Here is a 26,704-nt window from a genome sequence, read left to right on the forward strand (position 1 = left end):
TTTTGCATGGGTGTTGGGCTAGGCTTCGATGACCAGCTTACCCACCATTTGGTTGCTTTCTAATAGTTGATGCGCTTTTTTTAAGTTGGCCGCGTTGATGCCTTGCCACTGCTGATTAAGGGTGGTTTTGAGGCTGCCGTCGTCGACCCAGTCAGCAACTTGCTGCAAGAGACAATGTTGCTCAATGCGGTCAGGCGTTTGAAACAGCGGACGGGTGAACATGAATTCCCAGCTGAAGCTGACGCTTTTGCTTTTGAGTAGGTTGAGGTTTAAGGGGGCTTTGGCGTCGACGATACAGCATACATGGCCTTGTGGCGCAATGACGGTGGCGATGTTGTCCCAGTGAGGGTCGGGCTGATGCAGGCACAGAATATAGCGTACGGATGCCAGACCAATCTGCGCTAATTGAGGCGCCAAAGGCTGATGATGGTCGATGATGTGGTCGCAGCCATGCGCCAGCGCCCAGCTGCGGGTTTCTGGCCGTGAGGCGGTGCCGATGACGGTGAGGCCGACTTTCTTGGCCAGCTGAGCGGCGATGGAGCCTACGCCGCCGGCGGCGTTGATGATCAACACGCTGTCGGCCGTGTTTTCTTCAGGGTCTAGGCTGATGTGCATGCGTTCAAACAGGGACTCCCAAGCGGTGATGGTGGTCAGCGGCAGGGCGGCGGCTTCGGCAAAATTCAGGGTTTTGGGCTTATGGGCCACGATGGCTTCTTCGACCAGCTGCTGCTCGGCGTAGCAGCCAGGCTTGTCGATTGAGCCGGCGTAATAGACTTCATCGCCTACCTGAAACATGGTCACTGCATCGCCGACGGCGCTCACTACGCCCGCTGCGTCCCAGCCCAAAATTTTGGCTTCGGTTTCCACTTGATCTTTAGGTGAGCGGACCTTGGTGTCGACGGGGTTGACGGAAATGGCCCGAACGGAAATCAAAAGCTCATGGCCTTGTGGCTGCGGTGTGGGGACGACGACATCGACTAGGCTGTCTGGGTCGGTAATGGGTAAGTAGCGGAACAGTCCTACAGCATTCATGATGGCTCCTTGTTGAGGGCATTAAGGGGTAGACGAATGCCTTCAGTCTAGTGCATATTAAAAATAATAGTAAGTACGGTCTTAGATGTACTATAGGCTCATAAAGGATACCGCTCACGGCGGTGGCGTTGACCAAGGATGCAGAACATGAACACAGATAGACAGGCAGTCGCCCCCATCAATGGCCATCGGCAGCCATGCCCTGTAGCGATTACGTCTGGGGTGATCGGCGGCAAATGGAAAGGGGTGGTGCTGTTTCACCTATTAACCGAAACCCGCCGTTTTAACGAATTGAAGCGGCTGATGCCCGGCGTCACCCAGCGCATGCTGACCAAACAGCTGCGTGAATTAGAGGCCGATGGCGTGGTGTTGAGGCAAGTATATGCGGTGGTGCCACCGCGAGTAGAGTATTCTCTGACTCCATTCGGCCAAACCTTAAGCGAGGTGATTCTCAGCATGCGCGCTTGGGGGATTGCTCATGCCGACCAGTTGTCGACTCATGTAAGACAGATAATTGACTAGTACGATAAAAATATTATTGTACAGTTTGTGTAGCAGCTTTAATTAAGTTTGGTTGCAGAGGAAAAAATGTGGTTTTTAATAATAGAGAACTAGCTTTTTTGACAATTATTTTATTATTTCTCCTATATGTTGCGCTTAAGTTGGATATGAAAGATAGTTTTTTACAACTAATAAAAGCATTTTTTCAAAAAAAAATTATATTGGTATTAATGAGTTCTATTGTATGGGTAATAGTGACTGTTTCCCTACTGGCAATTTTAGATCTTTGGCGATTTGATAATTTTAAAACAACAGTATTTTGGTTCATTACATTTGTATTTGTAATGATTTCAAGTGTTGTTAATAGTAGTTGTTATTTTGGATTAAGGAAAAAATTAAAGGATATTGTTAATGTTTCAGCTTTAATTATTTTTATTACTAATGCTCACACATTTAGTTATCTAACGGAATTATTTTTGGTTTTTATTACTATTCTTTTAAGCTCGATGTATTGGGTTGCTGTACAAAGGAATCAGATGGAGCATAGAGTCGTAAGAGATATTGTTTTGCTTTTGTTGATATGTTTACTAGTTTTGAACTTAACGAATAGTCTGCTTAAAATTTTGAATTCTCCAGATGGTTTTTTTGTTGACTATCAATTTAGAGAACTAATAAGCCCCATTTTACTTTCCATATCATTCTTACCTTTTTTATTTCTTATTAAGGCTTATGTAATCTATGATGGTATTTATGTTGGCCTTCATTATCGGATCCCTAACTTGAAAATGAGAAGGTATGCTTTGGGGAAGCTTATTTTTATGTGTAAGTTTAATTTTTATCTTGCAGAGTCTTGGCGAAGTGACCTAAATTATGATCAGTTAGTTAGTAAGAAAGATATTGATGATACATTTGTGGATCTTAAAAGTAAAAATGAGTTTAGTGCCCATCTGTAGAAACAGCGACCAGTAAAACTGGTCGCTGTTTGATTGATACGGCTGTGGCTTACTTAGCTGGAACCGTGCCCATACGCTTGGTTAGGGAAATGCCAGGTTCGTTGAATAAGCTGGCGTAATACACGGTATTGGACATGACTTTTTTCACGTAGTCGCGGGTTTCGTCAAACGGGATGGTTTCGGCGTAAATCGCGCCCTCTAGAGCGGTACCGGCCTGCCAACGTTTGGCGCGGCTGGCGCCGGCGTTATAGCCAGCGGTGGCTAAGACAGGATGGCCCAGTTGGCGGTTGACGCTGGCCAAATACCACGTGCCCATGCGGATATTGTTGTCGATGTCGCTGATGTTGTTGCCTGCGCCAATTTTGCCGGCGATTTCACGCGCTGTGGCGGGCATGATTTGCATCAGGCCAGATGCGCCTACGTGAGAGCGCGCGCCAATCACAAAGCGGCTTTCTTGTCGGATTAAGCCATACACCCAAGCCGGATCGATGCCGACTTCGGTGGCGTAGCGGATGGTGCTGGTTTTAAACGGTGACAAGTAGCGCAGCTCGTAGTTAAGCAGGCTGTCGGTTTGTTCGGCGCTGTAAATGGCCATTTCCAAAAATTCATTTTTCAAGGCCACTTCGCTGGCCACTAATAAATCAGCCTCAGACTTGCCGCGCATGGCGTAGCGCCATTCATTGCGCGCATCGTTGCGGATGCTGCTGCTGTTTTGGGCTAGGGCGTTCTTGAACAGCACGATGGATTGGTGAACCGAAGGCTCTTTGGCCATACGCTCAATTTGTTTGCTGGAAGCGCGCCCGGCGTTGCTCTTAGTCGAAACGGCTCGGCCTAAGGCTTCCGTAGCCAGTGTGGCGTAGAAGTTGCGGCCAGAGCCGCTGGCTTTTTGCCACAGATTCTCGGCGGCAGAGCGATTGCCGGCGGCGGCCTCGGAGCGGCCTAGCCAATATTGCCACGCAGGATCGTTCTGTAGCTCAGACGGCATTTGTTTGATGATGCTGCCCACCTTGGCAAAGTTCTGCTGGCGCAGTGCGGCGCGGACGTACCAGGCCCATTGCTCGGCGTCTAGCTGGGCTTTGTCGGCATTGTCGTAAAAACGAATGGCGGTGGACATGTTTTGCTGTTTGGCTTGCTCTACCGCGGCTTGGCCCCAGGCAAAGCCTACTTGGTCGGCATTGAGGCCGGCGCTGGCCAGTGATTCAATGCGTCCTGCAGTGGCGCTACGGCTGCCTGCCGGTGAGCTGACGGCGTAGAGGGCCGCTTCTTGGCTGGCGCGGCTGCCGCTGGGCGTACCGCCTAAGGCGGGCAACGGCTCACCCATGGCTTGAGACAGAGCTCGAGCTTCGGTGACCAGATTTTTGCTCAACATGCCGCGCACGCGCTTCCATAAGGCTTCTTTAGGCAGTAATTGGCGGCTGGCGGTTTCGCGCAGCAAGGTATTACAGCCTAAAGGCAAGACGCCGCGGCTATTGGTGAGGTTTTGGGCCAGAGGGCTGATGTTGTTTTGGCCGGCTTTTAATTTAGCCACGTCGGCAAAACAGGCCACTTCTTGCTGAATGCCTTGTGGGCCATTGGCTAACTTGGCCAAAAGGGCGTATTGCTGGTTAAAGCCGTTCCAGTCATTGTTTTTACCCAATAGCTTGAGCCATTGGTTGCGTAAGTCTTCGGTTAAATAGCTCGCCTCGGTGTGCTCGCTTAAGTAGCGTTGGGCGGCAGCGTCGCTATTGGCCTTGAGGGCTGCAATGGCCGCAAGATACTGTTGGTATTCAGCCATGATGCTGGTTTCTTGTTTGAGGATGGCTTCATTTTTGGCGATAGCCTGTTCCTTCGGCGGCTGCTCTACGTTGGAGCAAGAGGCTAGGGCAAACAAGAGGGCCGATGCTAGGCTCAGCTTAATAGGGGTGTGAAGACGCATGTGCAGGTTCCCGTGGTTATTTACGCCAGTAGGCTGGGGTAAACAAAATCAATATGGTGAAAATTTCTAAACGCCCTAGCAACATTACGGATAAACAAATCCATTTTTGCAAGGCGGAAAGGGTGGCAAAGCTGCCTGAGGGGCCAACGGCGCCCAGGCCAGTGCCGGTATTGGTGATGCTGGCAATGATGGCGGTAAATGCGCTCATAAAATCAAAGCCGGTAAACATCATCGCAAAAGTAAAAATCACGATGGTGCTGAAGTACACAAAAATAAACGCCATGACGGCTAAGGCCGTGTGTTCCGGAATCAGGCGTTGATTAATCTTTACCGTCCGTACTGCATGAGGATGCAGCAACAGCGTCATCTCGCGGATGGCGTATTTAAACAAAATAATGGCGCGGACCATTTTGATACCGCCCCCTGTTGACCCACTGCTGGCCAAAAAGTTTGCCAATAAGAACATCCACAGCGAAACGGCCAGCGGCCATTCGGCAAAATTGGTGTTGGAAAAGCCAGAGGCTAGGCCAAAAGAAATAAAGGTAAAGAACACGTAGCGGATAGAGGCCCAAAAGCCATAAAAGCCGTCCAGCCATAAAAACAGGCTCATCAACACGCAGCTGCCGAGCAAGATAATCAGTAAAACCCGTGTCTCTAGGTCTTTGGCATAGATCTTAAAGCTTTTTTGACGAACTGCAAAGAAGTGGTTGGCAAAGTTGATGCCGCCGATGATGGTGAACAGCGAAATAATCAGCTCGATCGGGATGGAATCAAAGTAGGCAATGCCTTCATTGTGGCTGGATACGCCGCCTAGGCCAAGGGTTGAAAAAGCGTGGCAAATGGCGTCAAGCCAGCTCATGCCGGCGATTTTGAGCGCCAAGAAGCAAATGATGGTGAGGGCGAAATAGATCACCCACAGGTGTTTGGCGGTTTGGGTGATGCGTGGCGCTAGCTTGGTGTCCTTGTTTAAGCCTGGCATCTCGGCTTTATACAGCTGCATGCCGCCGACGCCCAGCATGGGCAAAATGGCGACGGCCAACACGATGATCCCCATGCCGCCAATCCAGATTAAAAAATGGCGCCAAAAGTTTAGCGATGGCGGCAGTGCGTCCAGATTGGTGATGGCGGTGGCGCCCGTGGTGGTGAGGCCAGACATGGCTTCAAAAAACGCGTCGGTAAAGCCCATTTTGGGTAGGTGAAGGTAAAACGGCAGGCTGGCCACAAGTGCAAAACCCATCCACATCGCAAACACCAGAGTGAAGCCTTCGCGTGGCTTAAGCTCTTGCTCGAAGCGTTTGGTGACGCCCCAAATGAATAGGCAGGCCGAAGCGGCCAAAACGCCTGAAATCAAAAAAGTCTCGATCAGACCATCGTTATAGGCTAAGGAGATCAGCGCAGGCAGGATCAGCAAGCAGGAGAATAAAAAACCGAGCTTGGATAGGACGTGTAGGGTCGGGAAGACCTTGTAGAGGTTCTGATGCACGTTCAGCAACTGTTTGGATGGGAACATGATTAGAAGAAACCTACTTTAACTTGGATGAGCTTCTCCACCTCTTTAACCAGACGGCGGCGCGAAACGAAAAAGATAATGTGGTCTTCTTCACGAATCACGATGTCTTCATCGTGCGGTAAGATCACCTCAGTGCCGCGCACCACGGCGCTGATGTAGCAGCCTATGGGCAGGTCAATTTGGGAAATAGGCCGGCCAATCAGGCGAGACGTGTGCTGGTCACCGTGAATGATGGCTTCGATGGTTTCGGCCGCACCACGGCGCAGTGGATGCACGGCTTCGATGTCGCCGCGGCGGATGTAGGCCAAGATTGAACCAATGGTAGAGAGGTGGGGCGAAATCACAATGTCGATGGTGTTGCCCTGTAAGAGGTCTACATAGCTGGAGCGATTGACTAAGGCCATCACCCGCTTAGCGCCGTAGCGTTTGGCCAAGAGCGCCGACATAATGTTGACCTCATCATCGTTGGTGAGGGCGCAAAAAATATCGATCTCGTCGATGTTTTCTTGTTCCAACAGGCTTTCATCGGTGACCGAGCCATTTAAGACTAAGGTGCTGTCGAGGTTTTCCGACAGCCACTCGGCGCGCCCGCGGTTGTTTTCAATGATTTTTAAGTCAAACTCTTTTTCGAGCTGGCGACTGAGGCGAAAGCCAATATTGCCGCCGCCGGCGATCATGACTTTTTTAGCGTGTTTTGGGTCTTTACGGACTTCTTTTAAAATCAGCTCGATGTCTTTGCGCGACGCAATAAAAAACACCTCGTCACCGTCAATAATGGTGGTGTTGGCGTCGGGAATGATGAGCCTATCGTTGCGATACACGGCACAGACGTGGCAGTCGGCGTCGGCCGGCAGGTCGTGTTTGAGCTGATTGAGCGGTTTGCCCACGATGAGGCCGCCGTTTTGGGCGCGAATGGCCACCATTTGGGCCAGACCATTGGCAAAATTCAAGACTTGCAGGGCGCCAGGGTAGGCAAACAGCTCATAAAGATGGTCGGTGACCAGCTGCTCGGGGCAAATGGATTCGTTGACGTCAAACAGCGCTAAGGTGTCTTGCTCTGAGTATTCGAGGTAATCGCTTTGGCGAACGCGGGCGATGCGCGTCGGGATGTTAAACAAGGTTTGGGCCAGCTTACAGGCCACCAAGTTGGTTTCGTCACTGCGGGTTAGGGCCAGCAGTAAGTCGGAGTCGTCGGCGCCGGCTTCAGCCAGAATGCGCGGCGAGGCGGCGTTGCCGACTAGGGTTTGGATGTCCAGTTTGGCGCTCATGTCTTTCAAGGCTTCTTCGGAAATATCCACGACGGTGACGTCGTTTTGCGAGAACTCGGCCAGGTTGTGCGCCACGGTTGAGCCCACTTGGCCGGCCCCTAAAATTAAAATCTTCACTGATTGGTGTACTCGTATCAAGCCATGGTTAGGCCTCATTTTAAAACGGATTGCATTAATATGCACGTTTAACCACGTTCTGGCGTGCTTGGGGCCAGATTCTTGTCACCAGCAGGGTCACAAAAAAAGGTCAGTTGTTCCTTTAAGCCCTGTTTATGGACGTTTAAATGCCGCCTTTTCTGTAGTATCATGCCGTGATTGCGTTCGGGCTTGGGCCGGCATTGCCTCCCAATACTTGAGCCACAGCAAGCCATAACAATGGTTTCCACCAGGAAACACAGAACCTTATCTACCAAAAGGGCACGTGATGACCATCATCAAACAAGAAGATTTCATTCAAAGCATTGCTGACGGATTTCAATTCATCAGCTTTTACCATCCTAAAGACTACATTGAAGCCTTGACCAAAGCGTGGGAAAAAGAAGAAAACCCAGCCGCTAAAGACGCCATGACCCAAATTTTGGTGAATAGCCGTATGTGTGCTGAAGGCCATCGTCCGATTTGCCAAGATACCGGCATCGCGGTGATCTTCTTGAAGGTGGGCATGCAGGTGCAGTGGGATGCAGAAATGTCGATCCAGGAAATGGCCAATGAAGGCGTGCGTCGCGCATATTTAAACGCCGACAATAAGCTACGCGCCTCGGTTTTGTCTGATCCTGCTGGCAAGCGTCAAAACACCAAGGACAATACCCCAGCCGTGATTCACATGGAAATCGTGGCCGGTGACAAAGTAGAAGTGACCTGTGCGGCCAAAGGCGGTGGCTCAGAAAACAAATCCAAGTTGGCCATGTTGAATCCATCGGATTCCATCGTGGATTGGGTTTTGAAAACCATTCCGACTATGGGTGCGGGCTGGTGTCCACCAGGTATTTTAGGCATCGGCATCGGCGGCACGCCTGAAAAAGCCATGCTGTTGGCGAAAGAGTCCTTAATGAGCCACGTTGACATCCAAGACGTGCAGGCGAAAAAAGACGCGGGCGAAACCTTGACCACGATTGAAGCCTTGCGTTTAGAACTGTTGGAAAAAGTTAACGGCCTAGGCATTGGTGCTCAAGGCTTGGGTGGTTTGACCACGGTATTGGACGTGAAAATTTTGGATTATCCTACCCATGCAGCCAGCCTGCCTGTGGCGATGATCCCTAACTGTGCGGCGACCCGTCACGTTCATTTTGAGCTCGACGGCACCGGCCCTGCCAGTTTGGAAGCGCCCAATACCGATGATTGGCCAGACATTACCTATGACCCAAGCAACGGCAAGCGCGTGAATCTAGACACCTTGACCAAGGAAGAAGTGGCCAGCTGGCAGCCTGGCGACGTGGTGTTGCTGAACGGTAAAATTTTGACCGGTCGTGATGCTGCGCATAAGCGCATGATCGACATGTTGAATAATGGCGAATCCTTGCCGGTGGATTTTAAAAATCGCGTGATTTACTACGTAGGTCCGGTCGACCCGGTAGGCGATGAAGTGGTTGGCCCTGCTGGCCCCACCACGGCGACGCGGATGGATAAGTTTACCCGCCAAATGCTGGAACAAACTGGTTTATTGGGCATGATCGGTAAAGCTGAGCGTGGCCCGGTGGCGATTGAAGCGATTAAAGACAATAAGGCCGTGTATTTGATGGCGGTGGGCGGTTCGGCTTACCTAGTGTCTAAAGCGGTGAAGGCTTCTAAAGTGGTGGCGTTTGAAGATTTGGGCATGGAAGCGATTTATGAGTTTGAAGTCAAAGACATGCCGGTGACGGTGGCTGTTGATGCTCAAGGCACATCCGTACACGCTACGGCGCCTAAAATATGGCAGCAAAAAATCGGCATCATTCCTGTGACTGCTGAATAAGCCCTAACAGCCTAAACGCACCGCGTTTAGGCTGTTTTTCTGTGTCGTGAAGGTCTATAATGGAGGGGATTCGTGCATTAGGGCCGAGGATGTATTGTCATCAGCCTTGGTGGCATAACCATCTCGAAGGAGGCCCAGCATGAGCTTACCCCAAACCTTATACGTACTCAGCAGCGTGCGTACCAATAATTTTAACGACCCTGAAATCATGGCCAAAATCAGTGGTGCTTGGGCTTTGGCGATGGCTGAGCCGATTGAGGGTGCCGTTTATTATGGCGTCTACCACCATTACGAAAACGATTTCGAGGGTGATTACGACGTCAGCGTGGCAGTGGATTTACCCGGCCACAGCAGTGAAGTTTTGGCCATCCCAGAGCAAGACTACGTTTATTTTGAGGTGGATGCGGGCAATCCGCAGGGTGTGATCGAAATGTGGCAACACATTTGGCGCCAGCCGCTAGAGCGCACTTATTTATTTGATTATGAAGAGTACTTTATTGATGGCCGCATTCGCATTGCCGTCGGTATTGAGAAGTAGTCGTATTGGCCGCAAGCGTGGCCACTACGGAATCATGGCCGAGGTTTAATTTAGCCGGCGTTTGGTTTATGATTCAAGGTTAGAACGCCTTTAACGTTCACACAACCCAACCAACAATTTAAGAAAAAAGGAATCCATAATGTTAGAAGCTTACCGCGCCCATGTGGCGGAGCGTGCCGCTTTGGGTATTGTTCCATTACCCTTATCTGCACAGCAAACAGAACAATTGGTTGAATTACTCAAAAACCCACCGGCTGCAGAAGGCGAGTTTTTGGTTGATTTGATCAGCAATCGCGTGCCACCTGGGGTAGACGATGCGGCTAAAGTAAAAGCTTCATTTTTGGCTGCCGTTGCGGAAGGCACTGCCACCAGCCCTTTGATCAGCCCAGAAAAAGCCACTGAGCTCTTGGGCACCATGTTGGGTGGCTACAACATCCACGCCTTGGTTGAATTGTTGGATAATCCAGCCTTAGCGCCCATTGCGGCCGAAGGTTTGAAACATACTTTGCTGATGTTCGATGCCTTCCACGATGTGGAAGAAAAAATGAACCAGGGCAACGCCGTGGCTAAAGAGGTGATTGAGTCTTGGGCCAACGCAGAATGGTTTACCGCGCGCGAAAAAGTAGCGGAAAAAATCACTGTGACCGTGTTCAAAGTGACCGGCGAAACCAATACCGACGACCTGTCTCCCGCCCCTGATGCGTGGAGCCGTCCTGACATTCCTTTACACGCCTTGGCGATGTTGAAAAACCCGCGCGATGGCATTACCCCAGATCAGCCTGGTTCTGTGGGCCCGATCAAACTATTGGAAGAATTAACCGCTAAAGGCAATGTGGTCGCCTATGTGGGCGACGTGGTGGGTACCGGCTCTAGCCGTAAATCAGCCACTAACTCAGTGGTGTGGTTCACCGGTAAAGACATTCCGTTCGTGCCGAATAAGCGTTTTGGTGGCGTGTGCCTGGGCGGTAAAATTGCCCCGATTTTCTTCAATACCCAAGAAGACTCTGGCGCTTTGCCGATTGAAGTCGATGTAAGCCAGTTTAATATGGGCGACGTCATCGACATCTTCCCATACGAAGGCAAAATTGAAAAAGACGGCCAAGTGGCCGCTGAGTTTGCCTTGAAGTCTGAAGTGTTGTTGGATGAAGTACAAGCTGGTGGCCGTATTAACCTAATCATCGGTCGTGGCCTAACCACCAAAGCCCGTCAAGCTTTGGGCTTGGCTGCTTCTACCGCTTTCCGTTTGCCTAAGGCCGTGGCTGAATCTAAAGCCGGCTTCTCTTTGGCGCAAAAAATGGTGGGCCGCGCCTGTGGTCTGCCTGAAGGTGAAGGCGTACGCCCAGGTACTTACTGTGAGCCACGCATGACGACTGTTGGTTCGCAAGACACCACTGGCCCAATGACGCGTGATGAACTGAAAGACTTGGCTTGCCTAGGTTTCAGCTCAGACTTAGTGATGCAATCATTCTGTCACACCGCTGCCTATCCAAAACCAGTAGACGTGAAAACCCACAAAGAATTGCCAGAATTCATCTCTACTCGTGGCGGCGTGGCCTTGCGCCCAGGCGACGGCGTGATTCACTCATGGTTAAACCGCTTATTGTTGCCTGATACCGTTGGTACCGGCGGCGACAGCCACACCCGTTTCCCCATTGGCATTTCGTTCCCAGCTGGCTCTGGCCTGGTGGCGTTTGCGGCAGCGACAGGCGTGATGCCTTTGGACATGCCTGAGTCGGTGTTGGTACGCTTTAAAGGTGAGTTGCAGCCTGGCGTGACCTTGCGTGACTTGGTGAACGCGATTCCTTTATACGGCATCAAGCAAGGCCTGTTGACTGTGGCTAAAGCCGGTAAGATCAACGCTTTCTCTGGCCGCATCTTGGAAATTGAAGGTTTGCCTGACCTTAAAGTTGAGCAAGCGTTTGAATTGTCTGATGCGTCTGCTGAGCGTTCTGCCGCTGGCTGTACCGTTCATTTGAACAAAGAGCCCATCATCGAATACATGACTTCTAACATCACCTTGATGAAGAACATGATTGCCGATGGTTATGAAGATGCCCGTACCTTAGAGCGTCGAATTAAATCCATGGAAGCTTGGTTGGCTAACCCAGAATTGTTGAAAGCCGACGACGATGCGCAATACGCAGAAATCATCGAAATCGACATGAACGACATCAAAGAGCCGATCGTGGCCTGCCCGAACGACCCTGATGACGTGAAATTCATGAGTGAAGTGTCTGGCACCAAGATTGACGAAGTATTCATCGGTAGCTGCATGACCAATATCGGTCACTTCCGCGCCGCTGGTAAGCTGCTAGAGCAGTCGTCTGACATTCCTGTGCGTTTGTGGGTGGCCCCACCGACCAAAATGGATGCGCAGCAACTCAGCGAAGAAGGCTATTACGGTATTTTAGGCCGCGCTGGCGCCCGTATGGAAATGCCAGGCTGTTCTTTGTGCATGGGTAACCAAGCTCAGGTACGCGAAGGCGCAACCGTGATGTCTACTTCAACCCGTAACTTCCCGAACCGCTTGGGTAAAAATACCTTTGTGTATTTAGGCTCTGCGGAGTTGGCTGCGATTTGTTCTAAATTAGGCCGAATCCCTACCGTGGAAGAGTATCGTGAGAACATTGGCATCATCAATGATAAGGGTGCAGAAGTGTACCGTTACATGAATTTCAATGAAATTGATCGTTACCAATCGGTTGCAGATGAAGTCAACGTTTAATTAGTCCGTAAGGGTTAAAAAAAGCCTCGTGAAACCTCACGAGGCTTTTTCTTTATTCATAAAAAAGAGGTACAATAAGCCCTTTGATTTAGAACCAATGGGCTGACTATCTATGATGTGGTTTCTGTTATTCATTTTGCTGATGCTGATCGGTGTGTTGATTTGGTTCCATCGAAAAAGCGCTCAAGAGTGGGAGCGCGAGCTGGCCTATTTAATGCGTCATGAGCAAGATGGGCAAAACCAGAGTGGGTCCGACCCTTTACTGGCAGAGTCAAACTATCGTCAGGTGGCGGTGAGCCCCATGCTCAGCAACGCGCGTGACGTTGCTAAAAGCAAGCAAAAAGCCATGGAAACCCGTGAGCTGGCCGAACAGCTAAAAGAAACCAGCCTGCCCACGCCGAAGCGCCGTGGTGCACAGCAGGCGGGCAGCGATGAGCTGTTGCCGATGTTTGACAGTGAAGAGCCCGAGTCAGACGCCGGCGAAGGCCGCGTGGACGATGAAGATCGCAGCGATTTTGCTTTAACCGAAGCCGATATGGTGGCTCACGGTGCTGCCATTGAACAGGCCGATGCAGCTGATCATGCCGTCTATTTAGATCATATTCCCCAAGCCCCGAGTAAGCCCGTTGAAGTGATCACCCTAGCCACGGCCACTGAGCTGGCGGCTAAAGTCGCTGCGGTGAAAAAAAAGCCAGCGCCCATTGTGGTTGAGTCGCCGCGTGAAACCATACGCTTGGTGACCCAAAAACAGATTGAACCTGTGGCGGCGCCGCAGGTGAGTCAACAGGCTTACCAAGCCACTGAGCCGACTCAGGCTCAAACCTATACTGTAGCCAAAGAGGGCGATGCACTGCCCGTCATCGGCCTCGACGACATTCGGGTGAATTTACTCAAGCAACGAGAAACGCGGCGCCGTCAGCAGGCGGAGGATCAGGCCGAACAGCATAAAGTCTTGCCCGTCATTGAAGTAGAAGAGGCCTTTGCCAATTTGGCTCATGCCAAAGTGCCATACAGTCGCGGTGCGCCAGTGGCGAAGCAAATGGTGACTCGCAGCAGCGTGATTCCTTCTTCGGCCCGCGTGATTGGCCCTCATGCCGTGGCACAAACGCCGCAAGCACCGGCAGCGGAGCCTGCGGGGCCGATTTCTTCGCGCTTTACTCCATTTGAACATGCGCCTTATACGCCACCAGCGGCTAAGCAGGTGGCGACTAAGCCGACGCCAACGGCCGCCCCGGTTGAGCGTTTACAGGCTGCTGCTGTGGCGCCCAAGCCTTTGGCCAGTTTGCTACAGGTGGCGGCTCTTGATGAGGCGGCAGTAACGGCTGTAGATGAGCCTTTGGCGCCAAGCGTTGAGGTGCATCGCAGCGTGATCGCCGGTGATGATTTGGTGGTGGATGCACCGACTTGGCGCATCGAAGATCGACTGATTGCCGAATCTGAGCAGCCTTTAATTATTGTGCCTGAGGCAGATGTCGCGGCAACCGAGGCTGCGCAGGCTGTGTTAGAGGAGCCTGTAAGCGAGGTGCCAAGACAAGCTAAGCCGATTTTAAAAGAAGCAACGGCTTTGTCTTTTGAGGTGTTGGATGAGGTGGTTAGCGTTTTAGCGCCAGAGCCAGCGCCAGAGCCAGAGCCAGAGCCAGCGCCAGAGCCAGAGCCAGCGCCAGCGCCAGAGCCAGAGCCAGAGCCAGCGCCAGAGCCAGAGCCAGAGCCAGCGCCAGAGCCAGAGCCAGAGCCAGAGCCAGCGCCAGAGCCAGAGCCAGCGCCAGAGCCAGCGCCAGAGCCAGAGCCAGAGCCAGCGCCAGAGCCAGAGCCAGAGCCAGAGCCAGAGCCAGAGCCAGAGCCAGAGCCAGAGCCAGAGCCAGAGCCAGAGCCAGAGCCAGAGCCAGAGCCAGAGCCAGAGCCAGAGCCAGAGCCAGAGCCAGAGCCAGAGCCAGAGCCAGAGCCAGAGCCAGCTATTTTGGCGGCTCATGACTTTATGGCCGGCGTGGCCTTGGCAGATGCGGCAGAAGCATCATTGGCGAGTGTTGCGCCCAACTGTATGGCTGAGCCAGAGATGCCGAATGAGTTTGAGCCACTTGACGATGAGGTTGATGAGCCTCAGCCGGAAGACGTATACGTTGAAGCCGAGCTAGCCGATGTGCCGTGGGTAGATGACGTGCCCGAAGTAGACGTGGAAGCTGAAGTAGTGGGTTTGACGGATCTTGATGTAGACGATGATTCTGATGCAGGTTCACCAGCGTTAAGTGTGGTCGACAGAGCTGATGATGAAGCCGCAGCTCTAGCAACCAGCACGAGCGCTGATACGGGCACGGCGTCCTTTCATCAGCCAGCAGCCTTGGCCGAAGAACTGGTGGCCTCATTTGCTGAAGGCGATGAAGAAGCCGACGATTACGTTGACGATGAACGTCCAAGCGCTCTGGCAGAAGCCGATGCCGCGCCGTCATGGGCGCCTAAACGTGAAGTGGTGGTGCAGCCGGCGGCCCCAAAGTGGGACTTTCCTCTGCCTGACTTGTCATTGTTGAACGGTTTACCGGATGATCAAGGTCAGCCCATCAGTGAGGATTATTTGATTGAGAGCGGCATCGTCATCGAAGAGAAGTTGGCTGAATTCCGGGTGAAGGTAAAAGTCGTGGATTCTTATGCCGGTCCTGTGGTGACGCGGCATGAGATTGAGCCAGAAGCCGGCGTTCGCGGTAGCCAAGTGGTGAACTTGGAAAAAGACTTGGCGCGTGCGCTAGGCTTTGCTGCGATTCGCGTGGTCGAGACTATTCCAGGCAAAACCTGTATGGGCTTGGAGCTGCCTAATCCTCGCCGTAAAACCATTCGTTTGGCGGAAATTTTTTCAGCCCCAGCGTTTCAGGAGTCTGGTTCTAAGTTGACTTTAGCCTTGGGCCAAGACATCACCGGTCAGCCGATTGTGACCAATCTGGCCAAGGCGCCGCACTTATTGGTGGCGGGTACCACCGGTTCGGGTAAGTCTGTGGGCGTGAACGCAATGATTTTATCGCTGCTGTTTAAGGCCACGCCTGAAGAAGTGCGCTTGATCATGATTGATCCCAAAATGCTGGAATTAAGCATTTATGAAGGCATTCCGCATTTATTGGCGCCAGTGGTGACCGACATGCGCCTAGCCGCCAATGCTTTAACTTGGTGCGTGAACGAGATGGAAAAACGCTATCGCCTGATGAGCCACATGGGCGTACGCAATCTGGCTGGCTTTAACGCCAAGATCAAAGAGGCTAAGGCGAATGGTCAAACCTTGGCCGATCCGTTCTCCTTGACGCCAGAAACGCCTAATCCTCTTGAGCCATTGCCGTTCATCGTGGTGGTGGTGGACGAATTTGCCGACTTGATGATGACGGCGGGTAAAAAGATTGAAGAGCTGATCGCACGTCTGGCCCAAAAAGCCCGTGCTGCTGGCATTCATTTGATTTTGGCGACCCAGCGCCCCTCAGTGGATGTGATTACCGGCTTGATTAAGGCCAATATTCCAACCCGTATCGCGTTTCAGGTGTCGAGTAAGGTCGATAGTCGCACCATTTTGGATCAGATGGGTGCTGAAAGCCTATTGGGCATGGGCGACATGCTGTTCTTGCCGCCGGGTACGGCTTATCCGCAACGTATTCATGGGGCTTTTGTAGCCGATGAAGAGGTGCATCATGTGGTGGAGTATCTGAAGCAATACGGTGAGCCGCAGTATGTAGACGACATCCTCAGCGCAGGCGTTGAAGAAGGTGACTTGTTCAGTAACGGTAATAGTCGCAGCAATAACGGCGATGAGGACCCTCTATACGATGAGGCCGTGGCCTTGGTGATCCGAACCCAGCGCGCGTCAATCTCGTCGGTACAGCGCCAGCTGCGCATTGGCTATAACCGTGCCGCGCGTTTGGTCGAGCAGATGGAGCAAGACAGCGTGGTGTCGGCGCCAGAGAACAACGGCAATCGATCGGTATTGGTGGCGGGTCAGCCAACAGAGTAGGCCTGATTAATAGGCATTAAAAAAGCGTTCAGTTTTGGCTGAACGCTTTTTTTGTGGGCGGCCTCTAGGGCGCGGCCTTGAGTAGGCAAGGATCTAAGGTGGGCTTTTTGCCTTCAAGAATGTTTTCCAGTTGACCTGATAGCTTAAGGGCAAGGTGGTAGTACTGCGCTTGTTCTTCTTGGTTGAGGACGCTGGCGAAGATGTCTTTCAGCAGCTGATGTTGCTGTGGCAGGTGTCGTTCTAAAAAGGCCAAGCCTTTTGGGGTGAGGATGGCAAAGGTCTTGCGCTTATCGGCGTGACACTGTTCACGCGTGATGAAGCCCTTTTCCTGCAGGCTGTCTAAGATGCGGGTGGCGTTGGTTTTTGAGAATTGTAGGGCAGCGGCTAGATCGCTAGGGGAAATAGCGTAGTTAGGGCACATCAACATCACCGACATCGAGAGGGACTCGGTTTGATTCAAAACGTCTTCCATCAGCTGAAACACAATCACGTCCAGCTGAGCTTTAATGTGGCACTGTAGGCGAATGAGCTTAATGAGCTCAGTTGGCGTATCTGGAATCAGATCGCGAATATTGTTAATCGCCTGCTCTGTCATGATGAACTTGGGGGTGTGTTCTGACAGATCAAATTTGGTTTTGCTCATTGCATCTCTTTAGTTATACAAACGGATAATATGTTGAATTGGTTATTTTACGCAAAAAGAATCAAAAAATCATCCGTTTAATTGTTTTTATTGGGGCTATTGCTCGATTTGGCCATTTGTTTTTGTTGGGCTTTGTGTTTCTTTAATGATAGCCCTTTTGACAGCAGGGCGAAAGCCCCCGCTAGGCCAATGAAGATTAATGGGTAGGTTAATAGCTTAGGCCACATAAAGATTAAGAGGGAAATCAGCAGTAAAATCAAGCCTAAACTTAAAAAAGCCCAGGATTCTGTTTCGCTGACTTCACGCTTGCCGCGAATGACGGAATGCAAGGTTTCGCCCAGATGTATGGCCTGGCGTACGCCGGCTTTAGAGGAGGCACGGGCAGAATAGGCCGTTCGTTCGCGCGCAGTGGCGGGCTCTGGCTTATTGGCCCGATTAAGCACGACTTCAGTGGCATTGTCTAGATCGGCCAGAAAACGCTGTTGAAAAGCGCTGGCGCTGTCGGCGTCTTCGATGGCAACGTCAATTTCTCGATTGGCCAGCCAGCTGGAAATATTTAAATTGGTTGAGCCCACTCGGGCCCAAGCACTGTCTACCACCGCCATTTTGGCGTGGATCATGGGCCCATTCCATTCAAACACCCTGATGCCGGCTTCTAATAGCGGCCGATACAGCGTACGCGAGACGGTGCCAATCCATTTGATGTCGGATGTACGCGGCACCAGTAGGCGCACGTCGACGCCGGCAAGTGCCGCCCGCTTAAGGGCGTCCATATAGATGCCGGTGGGCATGAAGTAGGCATCGGTTAGCCACAGATTTTTTTTCGCGAGGCTGATGACCATCAGGTCTAGCCGCATCATGTGTGCCGTGGTCGGTGTGGTGGCGATGAGGCGGGCTCTGGCTGGGCCTGCTGGCAGATGGGGCGCAGGTGGCGGCTGCAAAAGGGCGCTGGGTGGCGTGACTTGCTCGCTGGCGAGGGTGTCTAAGAAGGCCGCCATGACGTCGGCCACAATTGGTCCACGCAGCCGTACGCCCATGTCGCGCCAAGGGGCGATGCCTTTTAGTGGCTGGCCTTCCCATTTGTTGGAGATGCACAGACCGCTGATGAAGGCGAGGCTTTGGTCGATGAGCAAAACCTTGCGGTGGTTGCGTGATAATAAGCTAAAGCCATTGCTCAAGGTGAGGCGATTGTAAGCGTGTACCGTTGCCCCGGCCTTAATCAGTGGTTTGAAAAAGCCACGATAATGCTGTTTGAGTGAGCCAAACCAATCATAGACCAGCACCACGGTGACGCCGGCCTGGGCCTTCTCGATCAAAAGGTCGCGCACGCGGGTGCCATAAACGTCGTGATCGAAAATATACATCTCGATGCAGATGCTGTCTTGGGCATGCTTGAGGGCGTTGAGCCAAGCAGGGAAGTTTTCGGTACTGTCGTGCAGGCAGTCTATTTCATTGTCGTTGGAGAGGCTAGCGCCCGCAAAGCGCGACATGACCTGCTGATACACCTGGCTGATGGCGTCGTGGCTGTCGTGGCTTAAAGGGCTAGGCAGGGACATGGTGGGTACCGAAGCTGTGAAGTATGGACTCTATTATAGAAGATAATACAAATATTGAAAATGGATGGTTTGTAAGGTGGATGGGGGTCGTACGGTGGGCAAAGCGCAGCGTGCCCACCGTTTTGGATCATTTTCCATATGTTTACATCTGTAGACGCCTTCGTATCATGTGAGTAAGCCATGGTTTATTCACCGTCGCGTAGGGTGGGTAAAGCGTAGCCTACCCACCACTCCTAATGTGCTCAGGCGCCCCTATTTAAAACCCGCGTGGGTCACGACCCACCCTACGCTTAAGGGCCTGCGCTGTAGACGTAAAAAAAAGCATAGGGAATGATGCGATAAACCATGGTTTTTTAGCCATTTGTAGGATGGGCAAAGCGCAGCGTGCCCACCGGGTTAAACATGGGCACCAACAAACCATCATTGAGCGCCGTCGTCAGCAGCATCCCACTGGCGGCGAATGATCTGGCGAATCCAAAAGCGATGTGGATGCAGTGCCTCCCTCAGCGCTGGGCTAAGCGTTTGGCTGTGTCCAAGCAGCTCATGAGCCAGAGCAAAGCCACACAAAGGCGCTGTGGCTAAGCCACGCGTGCCATGGGCGGTGTTGACATACAGATTGGGGTAAAACGTACAGGGCGTGTCTATAGGGCGCGTTTTATCTATGGCCAGTTCGGCATAGGCCGCGTATAGCGCGTCGCGTGGGCCGATGGCGCCCACAACCGGCAGATGGTCATGGCTGTCGCAGCGCATGGCGGCTTTGCCTTGTGGTTGGGCGTTGGGCGCTAGGCTTTGTGCCAGTTCAGGGCACAAGGTGTTTAATGCCTCGACATTGTCGCGCTCTTCTGTTTGAGTGAGTGTGGTGTCGCATACACCAGCCTGAAAGCTGGCGCCAAAGCAATACTGGCCTTGCCACGGTGGGCTGACGTAGCTGTGGCCAGACAGTGCAATGCGCAGCGGTGATAAAGAGGGCGGCTGGGCGCTGTGGGTGACTTGGCCGCGAATCGGGTTTAAGGGTAGGTAGGCTAAGTCTAGAAATTGGCGTGCCAAATGGCCTTGGCACAGCACTAAATGGCTGGCGCTAAACAGGGTTTCAACGGCGTTGGTGTGCAGCAGCCAGCCCGTGGCAGAGGGCTCAATCTGGTTAACCGTACAGCGTTCAACGACGCGAATATTGGGGTGATCCAACAGCTTGGCAATCAGTGTGGGTGGGTGTACCCAGCCGCCTTGTGGCCAGAATAGGCCGCCGCTGGGTAAGGGCAAGCCGGCGCGTTGGCTGGCTTGGGCCTGAGTTAAGGGCATCCATAACTCGGGGTAAGGCCACGTGGCGAGCGCTTGATTGCGTTTTTGCTCTTGCGCCGTCACGTCTAAGTGCAAGACGCCACAGTCGTCCCAGCCGTCTCGTCCAGGTAAAAGCGTTTGCAGTAGGCGCAAGGTAAAGCCATAACCATTGAGCAGTAGCTGACTTTGTTCGGTTAAATGAGGGGAAATCTTGGCGTAGACCAAGCCTTGACGGTTGCCAGAAGCTGCGCCAGCGATTTGGCCTTGTTCCAGTACGGTGACGTGCACGCCCTGAATGGCTAAAGCATAGGCGGTACTCGCACCTGCGATGCCGGCGCCGACAATGCAGACGTGTTTGACGGGATTAACTGGTGCCGGGGCATACCAAGGCGCAACGGTCGTCTTGGGTATGATGGTTTCAAGTGGCTGTAAATGATGGTCTAGCGCGAGGTAGGCGTCTTGATTGCTGTGGCTAGGCCATTGTGGTGTCTGTGGCCCTATCCATACCGACAGCCTGATGCGTGGGGTGAGCACAACGGTGTTCAATCCTGGCGCGGCGCTGCCATAACCATGGGTTAAAGCGTCTGCTTGGGCGGATTGAGCTTGTTTGCTGGTGTGGTGTAGCCATAGGTGGAGTGGCTGCAGCAGCGATTGTTGCGCCAGTTGATTTAACCAGGGCTGTAAAGCCGTCAGCGGCAGCGCACTGGGCAGATGCCATACCCACTCGGCCGCGTCGGCGTGCGTGGCGCACCATGCCGCTAAAGGGGCTTGATCGGTGCTCATGGTTTAACGGGGGCAAACCATTGGCTGAACTGGTTGGCTAGCTCTTTTTGCAAGGCTTTTTGGCGCGCCTCAGGGGTGTCTTTGTTTTGCACCAAGGTTTTGTAGTCGATGGCGTAGCTCGGTGCTTTAATCGGGCCCGTGATATTCAACGGAATGTTGATCTTACGGTATTTAAGCGGCGCCGAGGTGCGCCCCAGAACGTGTAGCTGATAGTTGAGCTCTTTTTTATTTAAATCTAAAGAGCCTTTGCCGTTAAGGGTAATGAAAGGCGACACCAGGGCAAAGTTCTGATTATTGGCCACGCCATTTTTTAGCTCAATAGTGGCCTGGAACGACTGAAAAGGCGTGTCTGATTGACGGTTGACGTCCAGCGCCATTGGCGTGGTGAGGTTTTCTTGGCGCGAAATTTGCTGGATGAGGTCGAGAAAGTCAATGCCGTGTAGCTTGCCTTTATTGAGGGCTAGATTGAGGGTGCCGTTGAGGCGCTCGCGCATTTGTTTGGGGCTGTTGCCCTGAGCTTCAATGCTTAAGTCGGTGTTGCCATTACCCGATAGGCGGTCGTAACCAAATAAATCGTTCAGCCAGGCGTGTACCGACATGCCTTTAATGCTTTGGTTAATCGTCAGCTTGGGGGTGCTGTGGGTGTCTAGCTGGAGTGAGCCCATTAAATCGCCTTCATACAGTTGGGCGTGCACGTCTTGCAGGGTTAAACGCTCTGGTTCCAGCTGAATATGGGTGCTGAACTGGTTGAACTGTAAGGTGCCCAATTGGATTTTGCTGATGGCTAAGTCGCCGCTGACGTTGAGGTGATCTAGCCAGCCAAAGTGAAACGGGGTGTCGTCGTCAAATAAGGGCAAATAGGCTTCAGCCGATTCTTCGCGCATGCTGGGCAAGCTGACATAGTGGCTGGCGTTAAAGCGCTCTAGGTCAAGACGTAGCTGAAATTGGTCTTCATTTTTGGCCTGATGGTTTAAATCCAGGGTGAGGGCGCTGTCGTCTAAGGTGCCGCTGCTGTTTAACAAAGCGTATTCACCGAACACCCCTTTGGCTTGGCCTTGCAAGAACGTCCGCCAGCGTTGGCTATTGTCGGTGGCGTTTTGTTCGCGACTGCTGAAGGTGATGTCGTTGATCTGGAATTGCTTGTCGGTGTTGACCGTCATATTGGCACGGGCGGTCATGAGCAGGGTTTTTTGTAGGCTTTTGTATTCGGCTTGAAAATTGCTGTCTTCCACCTGTAGCAGGTTGCCAAAAAAGGACACATTGCTGATGAGCCCAGTGACGTCAAGTTGATTGAGGCTGTCCTGGGTTAAGTGGGCATTGACGGTGATGGACGGAATGGTCATCTGCATGGGCGTGACTTGCCATTTGGCGATGTGTAAGTTAGTGGTGGCGCGCCCTTGGTTGCTGTCGATGACGATGTCAGCATTGTCTAAGTCTAAGGTGCCCTGAGCTGGATGCCATAGGCCTTTGGTGAGCAGGCGGATATTGGCGTCGATCGTGCCCTCGTCGCGTAAAAGCTGGGCGTTGACGATTAGGTTTTCTAAGGCGTATTGCTGAGCCTGTTTTTTGGTGTCGGTTTGTGCTTGAAAGGCAAGGTCGCGCCCATCTTGCATAAACTGGCCCGACAGTGCTAATTGGCCTGAATTGCCCTGTAAGCCCGCAGCGTCAAGTGAGAACTGGCTGATTTGATAAGTTTTTTGTAGGTTTTCGTCAAACAAATTCAGCTGAGCGTCACCGATGCGTAAGGTAGACAAAACGTTGAGGCGAGATGGGGTGGTGTTGCCCAGGTTTAAAAGATCTTCTATCGACCAATGCCCTTGCTCGTTACGCTGTGCGTCAACAGTGATGCCGCTCATGATGATGCGGGTGACTTCCGGCGTTTGGAACAGGCTTTGCCAGCTGAAGCGCAGCGATAAGTCGGCGGCTTTGATGACGGTTTCTTGTGGTTGATTCGGTGCGGAAATGGACACGTCGCGCAGGCGTATGGTCGGCGATGGGAACAGCGACGCGCGGATTTCAGGCTCGTACTGCAAGCTGCGTTCGGTAGGGGCAATGAATTGATCTAGGGCCAGTCTTAAGTCGGCTTTATTAATCAGGGCGGACAATAGGACGGGCGTGAGTAACCAGATGAGCAAAGCCAAGGCGCAAAGCAGTAATAAGGGGCGTAGTTTACGCTCTGTGCGTTTGATTCTAGTGGTCATCAGCGGTCGTCATCGGCAATCTAAAGTTAAGATGGTGGTCGTTTACGAAAGAAAAAGGTGTAAACGGTCACAGAATATCATGATCAAGCCGCTATGGGAATGCCTGTAGCGGCGTTTTTTATGGCATCAGAATGAAGGCGAGAGGGCGATGGGGGCTTGATTGGAGGGGTTTGAGGCGACAAAAAAGCTGCCGATGGGATCGGCAGCTGGGTCTGGCTCTAGCGAACGACTTAGACTTTTTGGCTATTGTGGTCGCTAGACTTAAAATGAAGGGATGAGAGAGCCATTAAAGGTCTCTAAAATAAAGGCTTTTACCTCAGGTGATTGATAGTATTTTTGTAATACCTTCACCGCCTCGTCGTTGATGTTTTCATCCCGTACCACAATGTAGTTGGTGTGCGGGTTGCCTTCTAAAACTTCATGATGCAGGGCGTCTTTGAGCGTTAAACCTGCATGCAAGGCGAAGTTGGTGTTGATGGCAGCAGCGTCCAAAGCGGCTAGCTGAGTGGGAATCTGGGGTGCCATGAGCTCTTGAAAGTCTAGGTTTAACGGATTTTCGGCGATGTCGCGTTTGGTGGCCTTGTCGGTTAGGCCAGGCTTAAGCTTGATGACGCCGGCGGCTTCGAACAGCTGTAGGGCCCGTAGCTCGTTAGCGGGATCGTTAGGGATGCCGACCTTGGCGCCTGGTTGCAGATCTTTAAGGTCTTTAACCTTATTGGAGTAAATGCCCATGGGCAGCGCAATGGTTTTAAACGCTTCCGTTAGCTTAAAGCCTTGGTCCTGTTTTTGCAGGGTTAAAAACGGCAGTGATTGGTAACTGTTGGCGTCAATGCTGCCTTCGGCTAGGGCAATATTGGGAATATTGAAGTCATTAAAAACTTTAACGTTAATGGTCACGCCATCTTTGGCGGCCAAGGCTTTTACTGCTTCTAGAATCTGCTCGTGCGGGCCGCCAATGGCGCCGACGGTGATGTTTTGCGGGTCTAGGGCCTTGTGTTCGGCGCTGGCTGGGCTACTGTCGCCTTTTGAGCAAGCGGCTAATAGGCCGCCAATCAAGGCGATGGCGCCGAGTTTCTTGGCTAGGGTGGTGAGTTGCATGGGATTCTCCTTTGGTTGGTCAAACATAAAAAAAGCCATCGCTTAAAGTACGGTGCGCACGATAAGCAATGGCTTTAACATAAAGCATGACTTATCTTTCAAAACATCGAGGATGTTTTGCAGGAATTAGCACCTTAACAAGTAGGTTGCTGGGCTTCATAGGGCCTGTCCCTCAGCCGCTCTGGATAAGCGTAAAACGTATAGGGTTAACTCGTGGGTTAGTCCTTTTTCAATTTAGCGGCCATGCGGCTGCCTAAGCTTTGAATCAATTGCACTAAGATGATCAACAGCACAATGCTGGTGTACATGATCTCAGGCTCAAAACGTAAATAACCATATTGGTAGGCGATGTCGCCTAGGCCGCCTGCGCCCACTAAACCGGCCATGGCGGTGGCGCCAATCAGGCCGATGGTGGCGATGGTTAAGCCCAGAATAATGCCGCTTCTGGCTTCGCGCAGCAGTACAAAGCAAACGATTTTATGAGTGGGAATGCCCATGGCCTCGTAAGCCTCCAATACGCCTTTATCAACTTCCAAAATAGCCGATTCCATCAAGCGTGCAATATACGGTGCCGTATACAACACCAGCGGTAAGATCACGCCCTGGATGCCGATGGTGGTGCCCACCAAAAAGCGAGTGATGGGGATGATCAAGAACAGCAAAATGATGAACGGAATCGACCGAATGATGTTGATCACGGTGTTCAACACTAGCGACAGCGTGGGGCGATCAAAGGCGCCGCCTTTACGAGTCAGGATCAAGAGCGTGCCTAGGGGCAAACCCACCACGGTGGCCAACAGTAAAGAAATGCCGGTCATGGCCAAAGTTTGGCCAAGGCCTTCTAAGAGTAGGTCGCCGTTGCTGGCCACAATGCCGAAAAAGTCAGTGATACTAGACATAATCTTGCTCCTTCTCGACGCTGATGCCGTGGCTTTCTAAAAATGCAATGGCTTGGGCCACCTGCTTGGGGTCGCCTTTTAGATGAACCAAAAGCTGCCCTAATAGCCCATTTTTTAATTGGGCGATGTTGCCGCCCAAGATATTGGGGTAAACCTGAAAACGTTCAGGCACCAAGGCTAGGTTCGGTTCTTCCGAAGAGATGCCAATAAAAGTGAGGTGGACCAAAGAGCCTGTTTGGCGTAGGCGTTCGGTGAGTTCTTCTGGCAGCTTCGGCGCCGTGCTGCGCAAAAAGCGCTTGGTCACGGCTTGCTGCGGCTTGGCAAGGATGCTTAAAACGTCGCCAGCTTCAATCACTTTGCCATGTTCCATAATCGCCACCTTGTCGCAGATGCGTTCAATCACTTCCAGTTCATGAGTGATTAAAAAGATGGTGATGTTTAGCTCGCGGTTAATCTTCAGCAACAGGGCTAAAATCGACTCAGTCGTTTCTGGGTCTAAGGCGCTGGTGGCCTCGTCGCTGAGCAAGATTTCCGGTTCATGGGCTAGGGCACGGGCAATGGCCACGCGCTGTTTTTGACCGCCAGAAAGCTGATTAGGGAAGTAATCATGGCGATCGCTCAAGCCAACAATGTCGAGGTATTTTTCGGCGCGACGGGCAATTTCTTCTTTGGCGACGCCTTCTAAACGCAGTGGAATGGCAATATTGTCATACACAGTAGCGGTTTTCAGTAGGTTATAGCCTTGGAAGATCATGCCGATCTTGTGGCGGGCCTTATTCAACTCGGCCTTGCTGGCGCGGGTTAGGTCGCGGCCATCAACGATGACCGAGCCTGAATCAGGGCGTTCTAATAAATTCACACAACGAACCAAGGTACTCTTCCCGGCACCACTGTAACCAATGATGCCGAAAATTTCGCCTTTTTTAACGTTGATTGAGACGTCTTTGAGCGCCTGAACGGGGCGTTTATCTACATAAAACGTTTTATTAATGTTGCTTAGCTCAATCATAGGGGTGTTCCATACCTTTCTTTAAGGGTGTCTACGTGCTTAGAACAACGGCACGACAGAACCCTGATATTTCTCAGCAATAAATTGACGTACGGCATCAGACTGGTAATAGTCTTTAAACTTCGCCAAGGTTGGGTCGTTCAAGTTTACGTCACGGGCCACCACGTAATTAGGGTAGGCTTGGTCAGCTTCTTCTTTGAAGATGGCGTCGTTATTGATGGTCAAGCCACCGTTCATCGCGTAGTTGCCGTTAATGGCGGCTGCAACCAGTTCTGGCAGCTGGGTGGGCAGTTGTGCCGCAGGCAATTCTTGGAAATCAAGGTTTAAGCGGTTTTCTACGATGTCGCGTTTGGTGCCGCTTTCGCTCAAGCCTTCTTTTAGTTTGATTAAGCCTGCTTGTTCAAACAGTTTCAAAGCGCGTAATTCGTTAGAAGGATCGTTAGGTACGGCCACGCGATCGCCTTCTTTAATGTCGGCAATGTTTTTAATGCCTTTGGCGTAAATGGCCATTGGTTCAGCCACGGTTTTAAACGCTTCGGTAATCTTAAAGCCCTTAGCCTTTTTTTGTTCGTCTAGGAACGGCAAGGTTTGGTAGCTGTTTAAGTCTAAGCTGCCTTCAGCCAATGCGGTATTGGGCGTGTTGTAGTCGCTGAACACTTTAATGTCGATGGTTAGGCCATCTTTAGCGGCTTCAGCTTTAACGATTTGCATGATCTCTTCATGAGAGCCGCCGGTCACGCCAACTGTCAAATGGGTCGGGTCCAAGGTGTCTAGTTTTTTGTCTTGGGCGCCACAGGCGCTTAATAAACCACCGACAACCAATGCTGTTGTGGTGAGTAACCACGTTTTTTTAGTGAGCAACATA

18 protein-coding genes and 1 riboswitch are annotated in these 26,704 nt (G+C 51.9%); of the genes, 6 read left to right on the forward strand and 12 right to left on the reverse strand.

The annotated features are described in order from the left end of the window. Window positions 1–18: 18 nt before the first annotated feature. A complete protein-coding gene (locus AB8Q18_05720) occupies window positions 19–1,032 on the reverse strand; it encodes a zinc-binding alcohol dehydrogenase family protein (GenBank protein ID XDZ52555.1) in 1,014 nt (337 codons plus the stop codon). 147 nt (window positions 1,033–1,179) lie between these two features. Here AB8Q18_05720 and AB8Q18_05725 point away from each other — a divergent pair, with 147 nt between their 5' ends. Further along, complete coding sequence (locus tag AB8Q18_05725; protein XDZ52556.1) at window positions 1,180–1,554, forward strand: winged helix-turn-helix transcriptional regulator; 375 nt, start codon at window positions 1,180–1,182, stop codon at window positions 1,552–1,554. A gap of 68 nt (window positions 1,555–1,622) precedes the next feature. Then, window positions 1,623–2,486, forward strand: a complete 864-nt coding sequence (locus AB8Q18_05730) for a hypothetical protein (protein ID XDZ52557.1) — start codon at window positions 1,623–1,625, stop codon at window positions 2,484–2,486. Between the two features lie 49 nt (window positions 2,487–2,535). Here AB8Q18_05730 and AB8Q18_05735 read toward each other — a convergent pair whose 3' ends face one another. From AB8Q18_05735 to trkA, 3 genes are read right to left on the reverse strand one after another with little or no spacing between them, the layout of a single operon-like run. Continuing rightward, a complete protein-coding gene (locus AB8Q18_05735) occupies window positions 2,536–4,401 on the reverse strand; it encodes a transglycosylase SLT domain-containing protein (protein ID XDZ52558.1) in 1,866 nt (621 codons plus the stop codon). Window positions 4,402–4,417: 16 nt separating this feature from the next. Beyond that, window positions 4,418–5,911, reverse strand: coding sequence for a TrkH family potassium uptake protein (locus tag AB8Q18_05740; protein XDZ52559.1), 1,494 nt, complete (start codon window positions 5,909–5,911; stop codon window positions 4,418–4,420). 2 nt (window positions 5,912–5,913) lie between these two features. Then, window positions 5,914–7,296: a Trk system potassium transporter TrkA gene (gene trkA / locus AB8Q18_05745; protein XDZ52560.1), complete on the reverse strand. Its 1,383-nt coding sequence runs from the start codon at window positions 7,294–7,296 to the stop codon at window positions 5,914–5,916. Between the two features lie 307 nt (window positions 7,297–7,603). Here trkA and AB8Q18_05750 point away from each other — a divergent pair, with 307 nt between their 5' ends. The 4 genes from AB8Q18_05750 to AB8Q18_05765 all read left to right on the forward strand — a co-directional run bounded on the left by AB8Q18_05750 (window position 7,604) and on the right by AB8Q18_05765 (window position 16,372). Next, entirely contained in the window at window positions 7,604–9,130 is a 1,527-nt protein-coding gene (locus AB8Q18_05750; GenBank protein ID XDZ52561.1) for a fumarate hydratase, read from the forward strand. 139 nt (window positions 9,131–9,269) lie between these two features. Further along, window positions 9,270–9,668: a GyrI-like domain-containing protein gene (locus tag AB8Q18_05755; protein ID XDZ52562.1), complete on the forward strand. Its 399-nt coding sequence runs from the start codon at window positions 9,270–9,272 to the stop codon at window positions 9,666–9,668. A gap of 139 nt (window positions 9,669–9,807) precedes the next feature. Continuing rightward, window positions 9,808–12,393: a bifunctional aconitate hydratase 2/2-methylisocitrate dehydratase gene (acnB, locus tag AB8Q18_05760; protein ID XDZ52563.1), complete on the forward strand. Its 2,586-nt coding sequence runs from the start codon at window positions 9,808–9,810 to the stop codon at window positions 12,391–12,393. Window positions 12,394–12,505: 112 nt separating this feature from the next. Continuing rightward, window positions 12,506–16,372 (forward strand): DNA translocase FtsK, encoded by a 3,867-nt coding sequence (locus tag AB8Q18_05765; GenBank protein XDZ52564.1) that lies wholly within the window; start codon window positions 12,506–12,508, stop codon window positions 16,370–16,372. A 64-nt stretch (window positions 16,373–16,436) separates the two neighbouring features. Here AB8Q18_05765 and AB8Q18_05770 read toward each other — a convergent pair whose 3' ends face one another. The 8 genes from AB8Q18_05770 to AB8Q18_05805 form a co-directional block, all read right to left on the reverse strand. Continuing rightward, entirely contained in the window at window positions 16,437–17,015 is a 579-nt protein-coding gene (locus tag AB8Q18_05770; GenBank protein XDZ52565.1) for a MarR family transcriptional regulator, read from the reverse strand. A gap of 77 nt (window positions 17,016–17,092) precedes the next feature. After that, entirely contained in the window at window positions 17,093–18,571 is a 1,479-nt protein-coding gene (locus AB8Q18_05775) for a phosphatidylserine/phosphatidylglycerophosphate/cardiolipin synthase family protein (protein XDZ52566.1), read from the reverse strand. Between the two features lie 420 nt (window positions 18,572–18,991). After that, entirely contained in the window at window positions 18,992–20,632 is a 1,641-nt protein-coding gene (mnmC, locus tag AB8Q18_05780) for an FAD-dependent 5-carboxymethylaminomethyl-2-thiouridine(34) oxidoreductase MnmC (protein ID XDZ52567.1), read from the reverse strand. After that, entirely contained in the window at window positions 20,629–22,833 is a 2,205-nt protein-coding gene (locus tag AB8Q18_05785) for an AsmA family protein (protein XDZ52568.1), read from the reverse strand. The genes mnmC and AB8Q18_05785 overlap by 4 nt, the downstream gene beginning before the upstream one ends. 261 nt (window positions 22,834–23,094) lie before the next feature. Continuing rightward, window positions 23,095–23,931 carry a MetQ/NlpA family ABC transporter substrate-binding protein gene (locus AB8Q18_05790; GenBank protein ID XDZ52569.1) on the reverse strand — a complete coding sequence of 279 codons (837 nt, stop codon included), beginning with the start codon at window positions 23,929–23,931 and terminating at the stop codon, window positions 23,095–23,097. Window positions 23,932–24,019: 88 nt separating this feature from the next. Further along, window positions 24,020–24,123, reverse strand: a riboswitch (SAM riboswitch). A gap of 26 nt (window positions 24,124–24,149) precedes the next feature. Continuing rightward, window positions 24,150–24,830 (reverse strand): methionine ABC transporter permease, encoded by a 681-nt coding sequence (locus AB8Q18_05795; protein ID XDZ52570.1) that lies wholly within the window; start codon window positions 24,828–24,830, stop codon window positions 24,150–24,152. Continuing rightward, window positions 24,823–25,839: a methionine ABC transporter ATP-binding protein gene (locus AB8Q18_05800; protein ID XDZ52571.1), complete on the reverse strand. Its 1,017-nt coding sequence runs from the start codon at window positions 25,837–25,839 to the stop codon at window positions 24,823–24,825. Before AB8Q18_05800 ends, AB8Q18_05795 begins: the two co-directional genes overlap by 8 nt. Window positions 25,840–25,878: 39 nt before the next feature. Next, window positions 25,879–26,703: a MetQ/NlpA family ABC transporter substrate-binding protein gene (locus AB8Q18_05805; protein XDZ52572.1), complete on the reverse strand. Its 825-nt coding sequence runs from the start codon at window positions 26,701–26,703 to the stop codon at window positions 25,879–25,881. Window position 26,704: the final 1 nt, after the last annotated feature.

The sequence above is a fragment of the Neisseriaceae bacterium CLB008 genome (assembly GCA_041228285.1).
Lineage (GTDB): Bacteria > Pseudomonadota > Gammaproteobacteria > Burkholderiales > Neisseriaceae > JAGNPU01.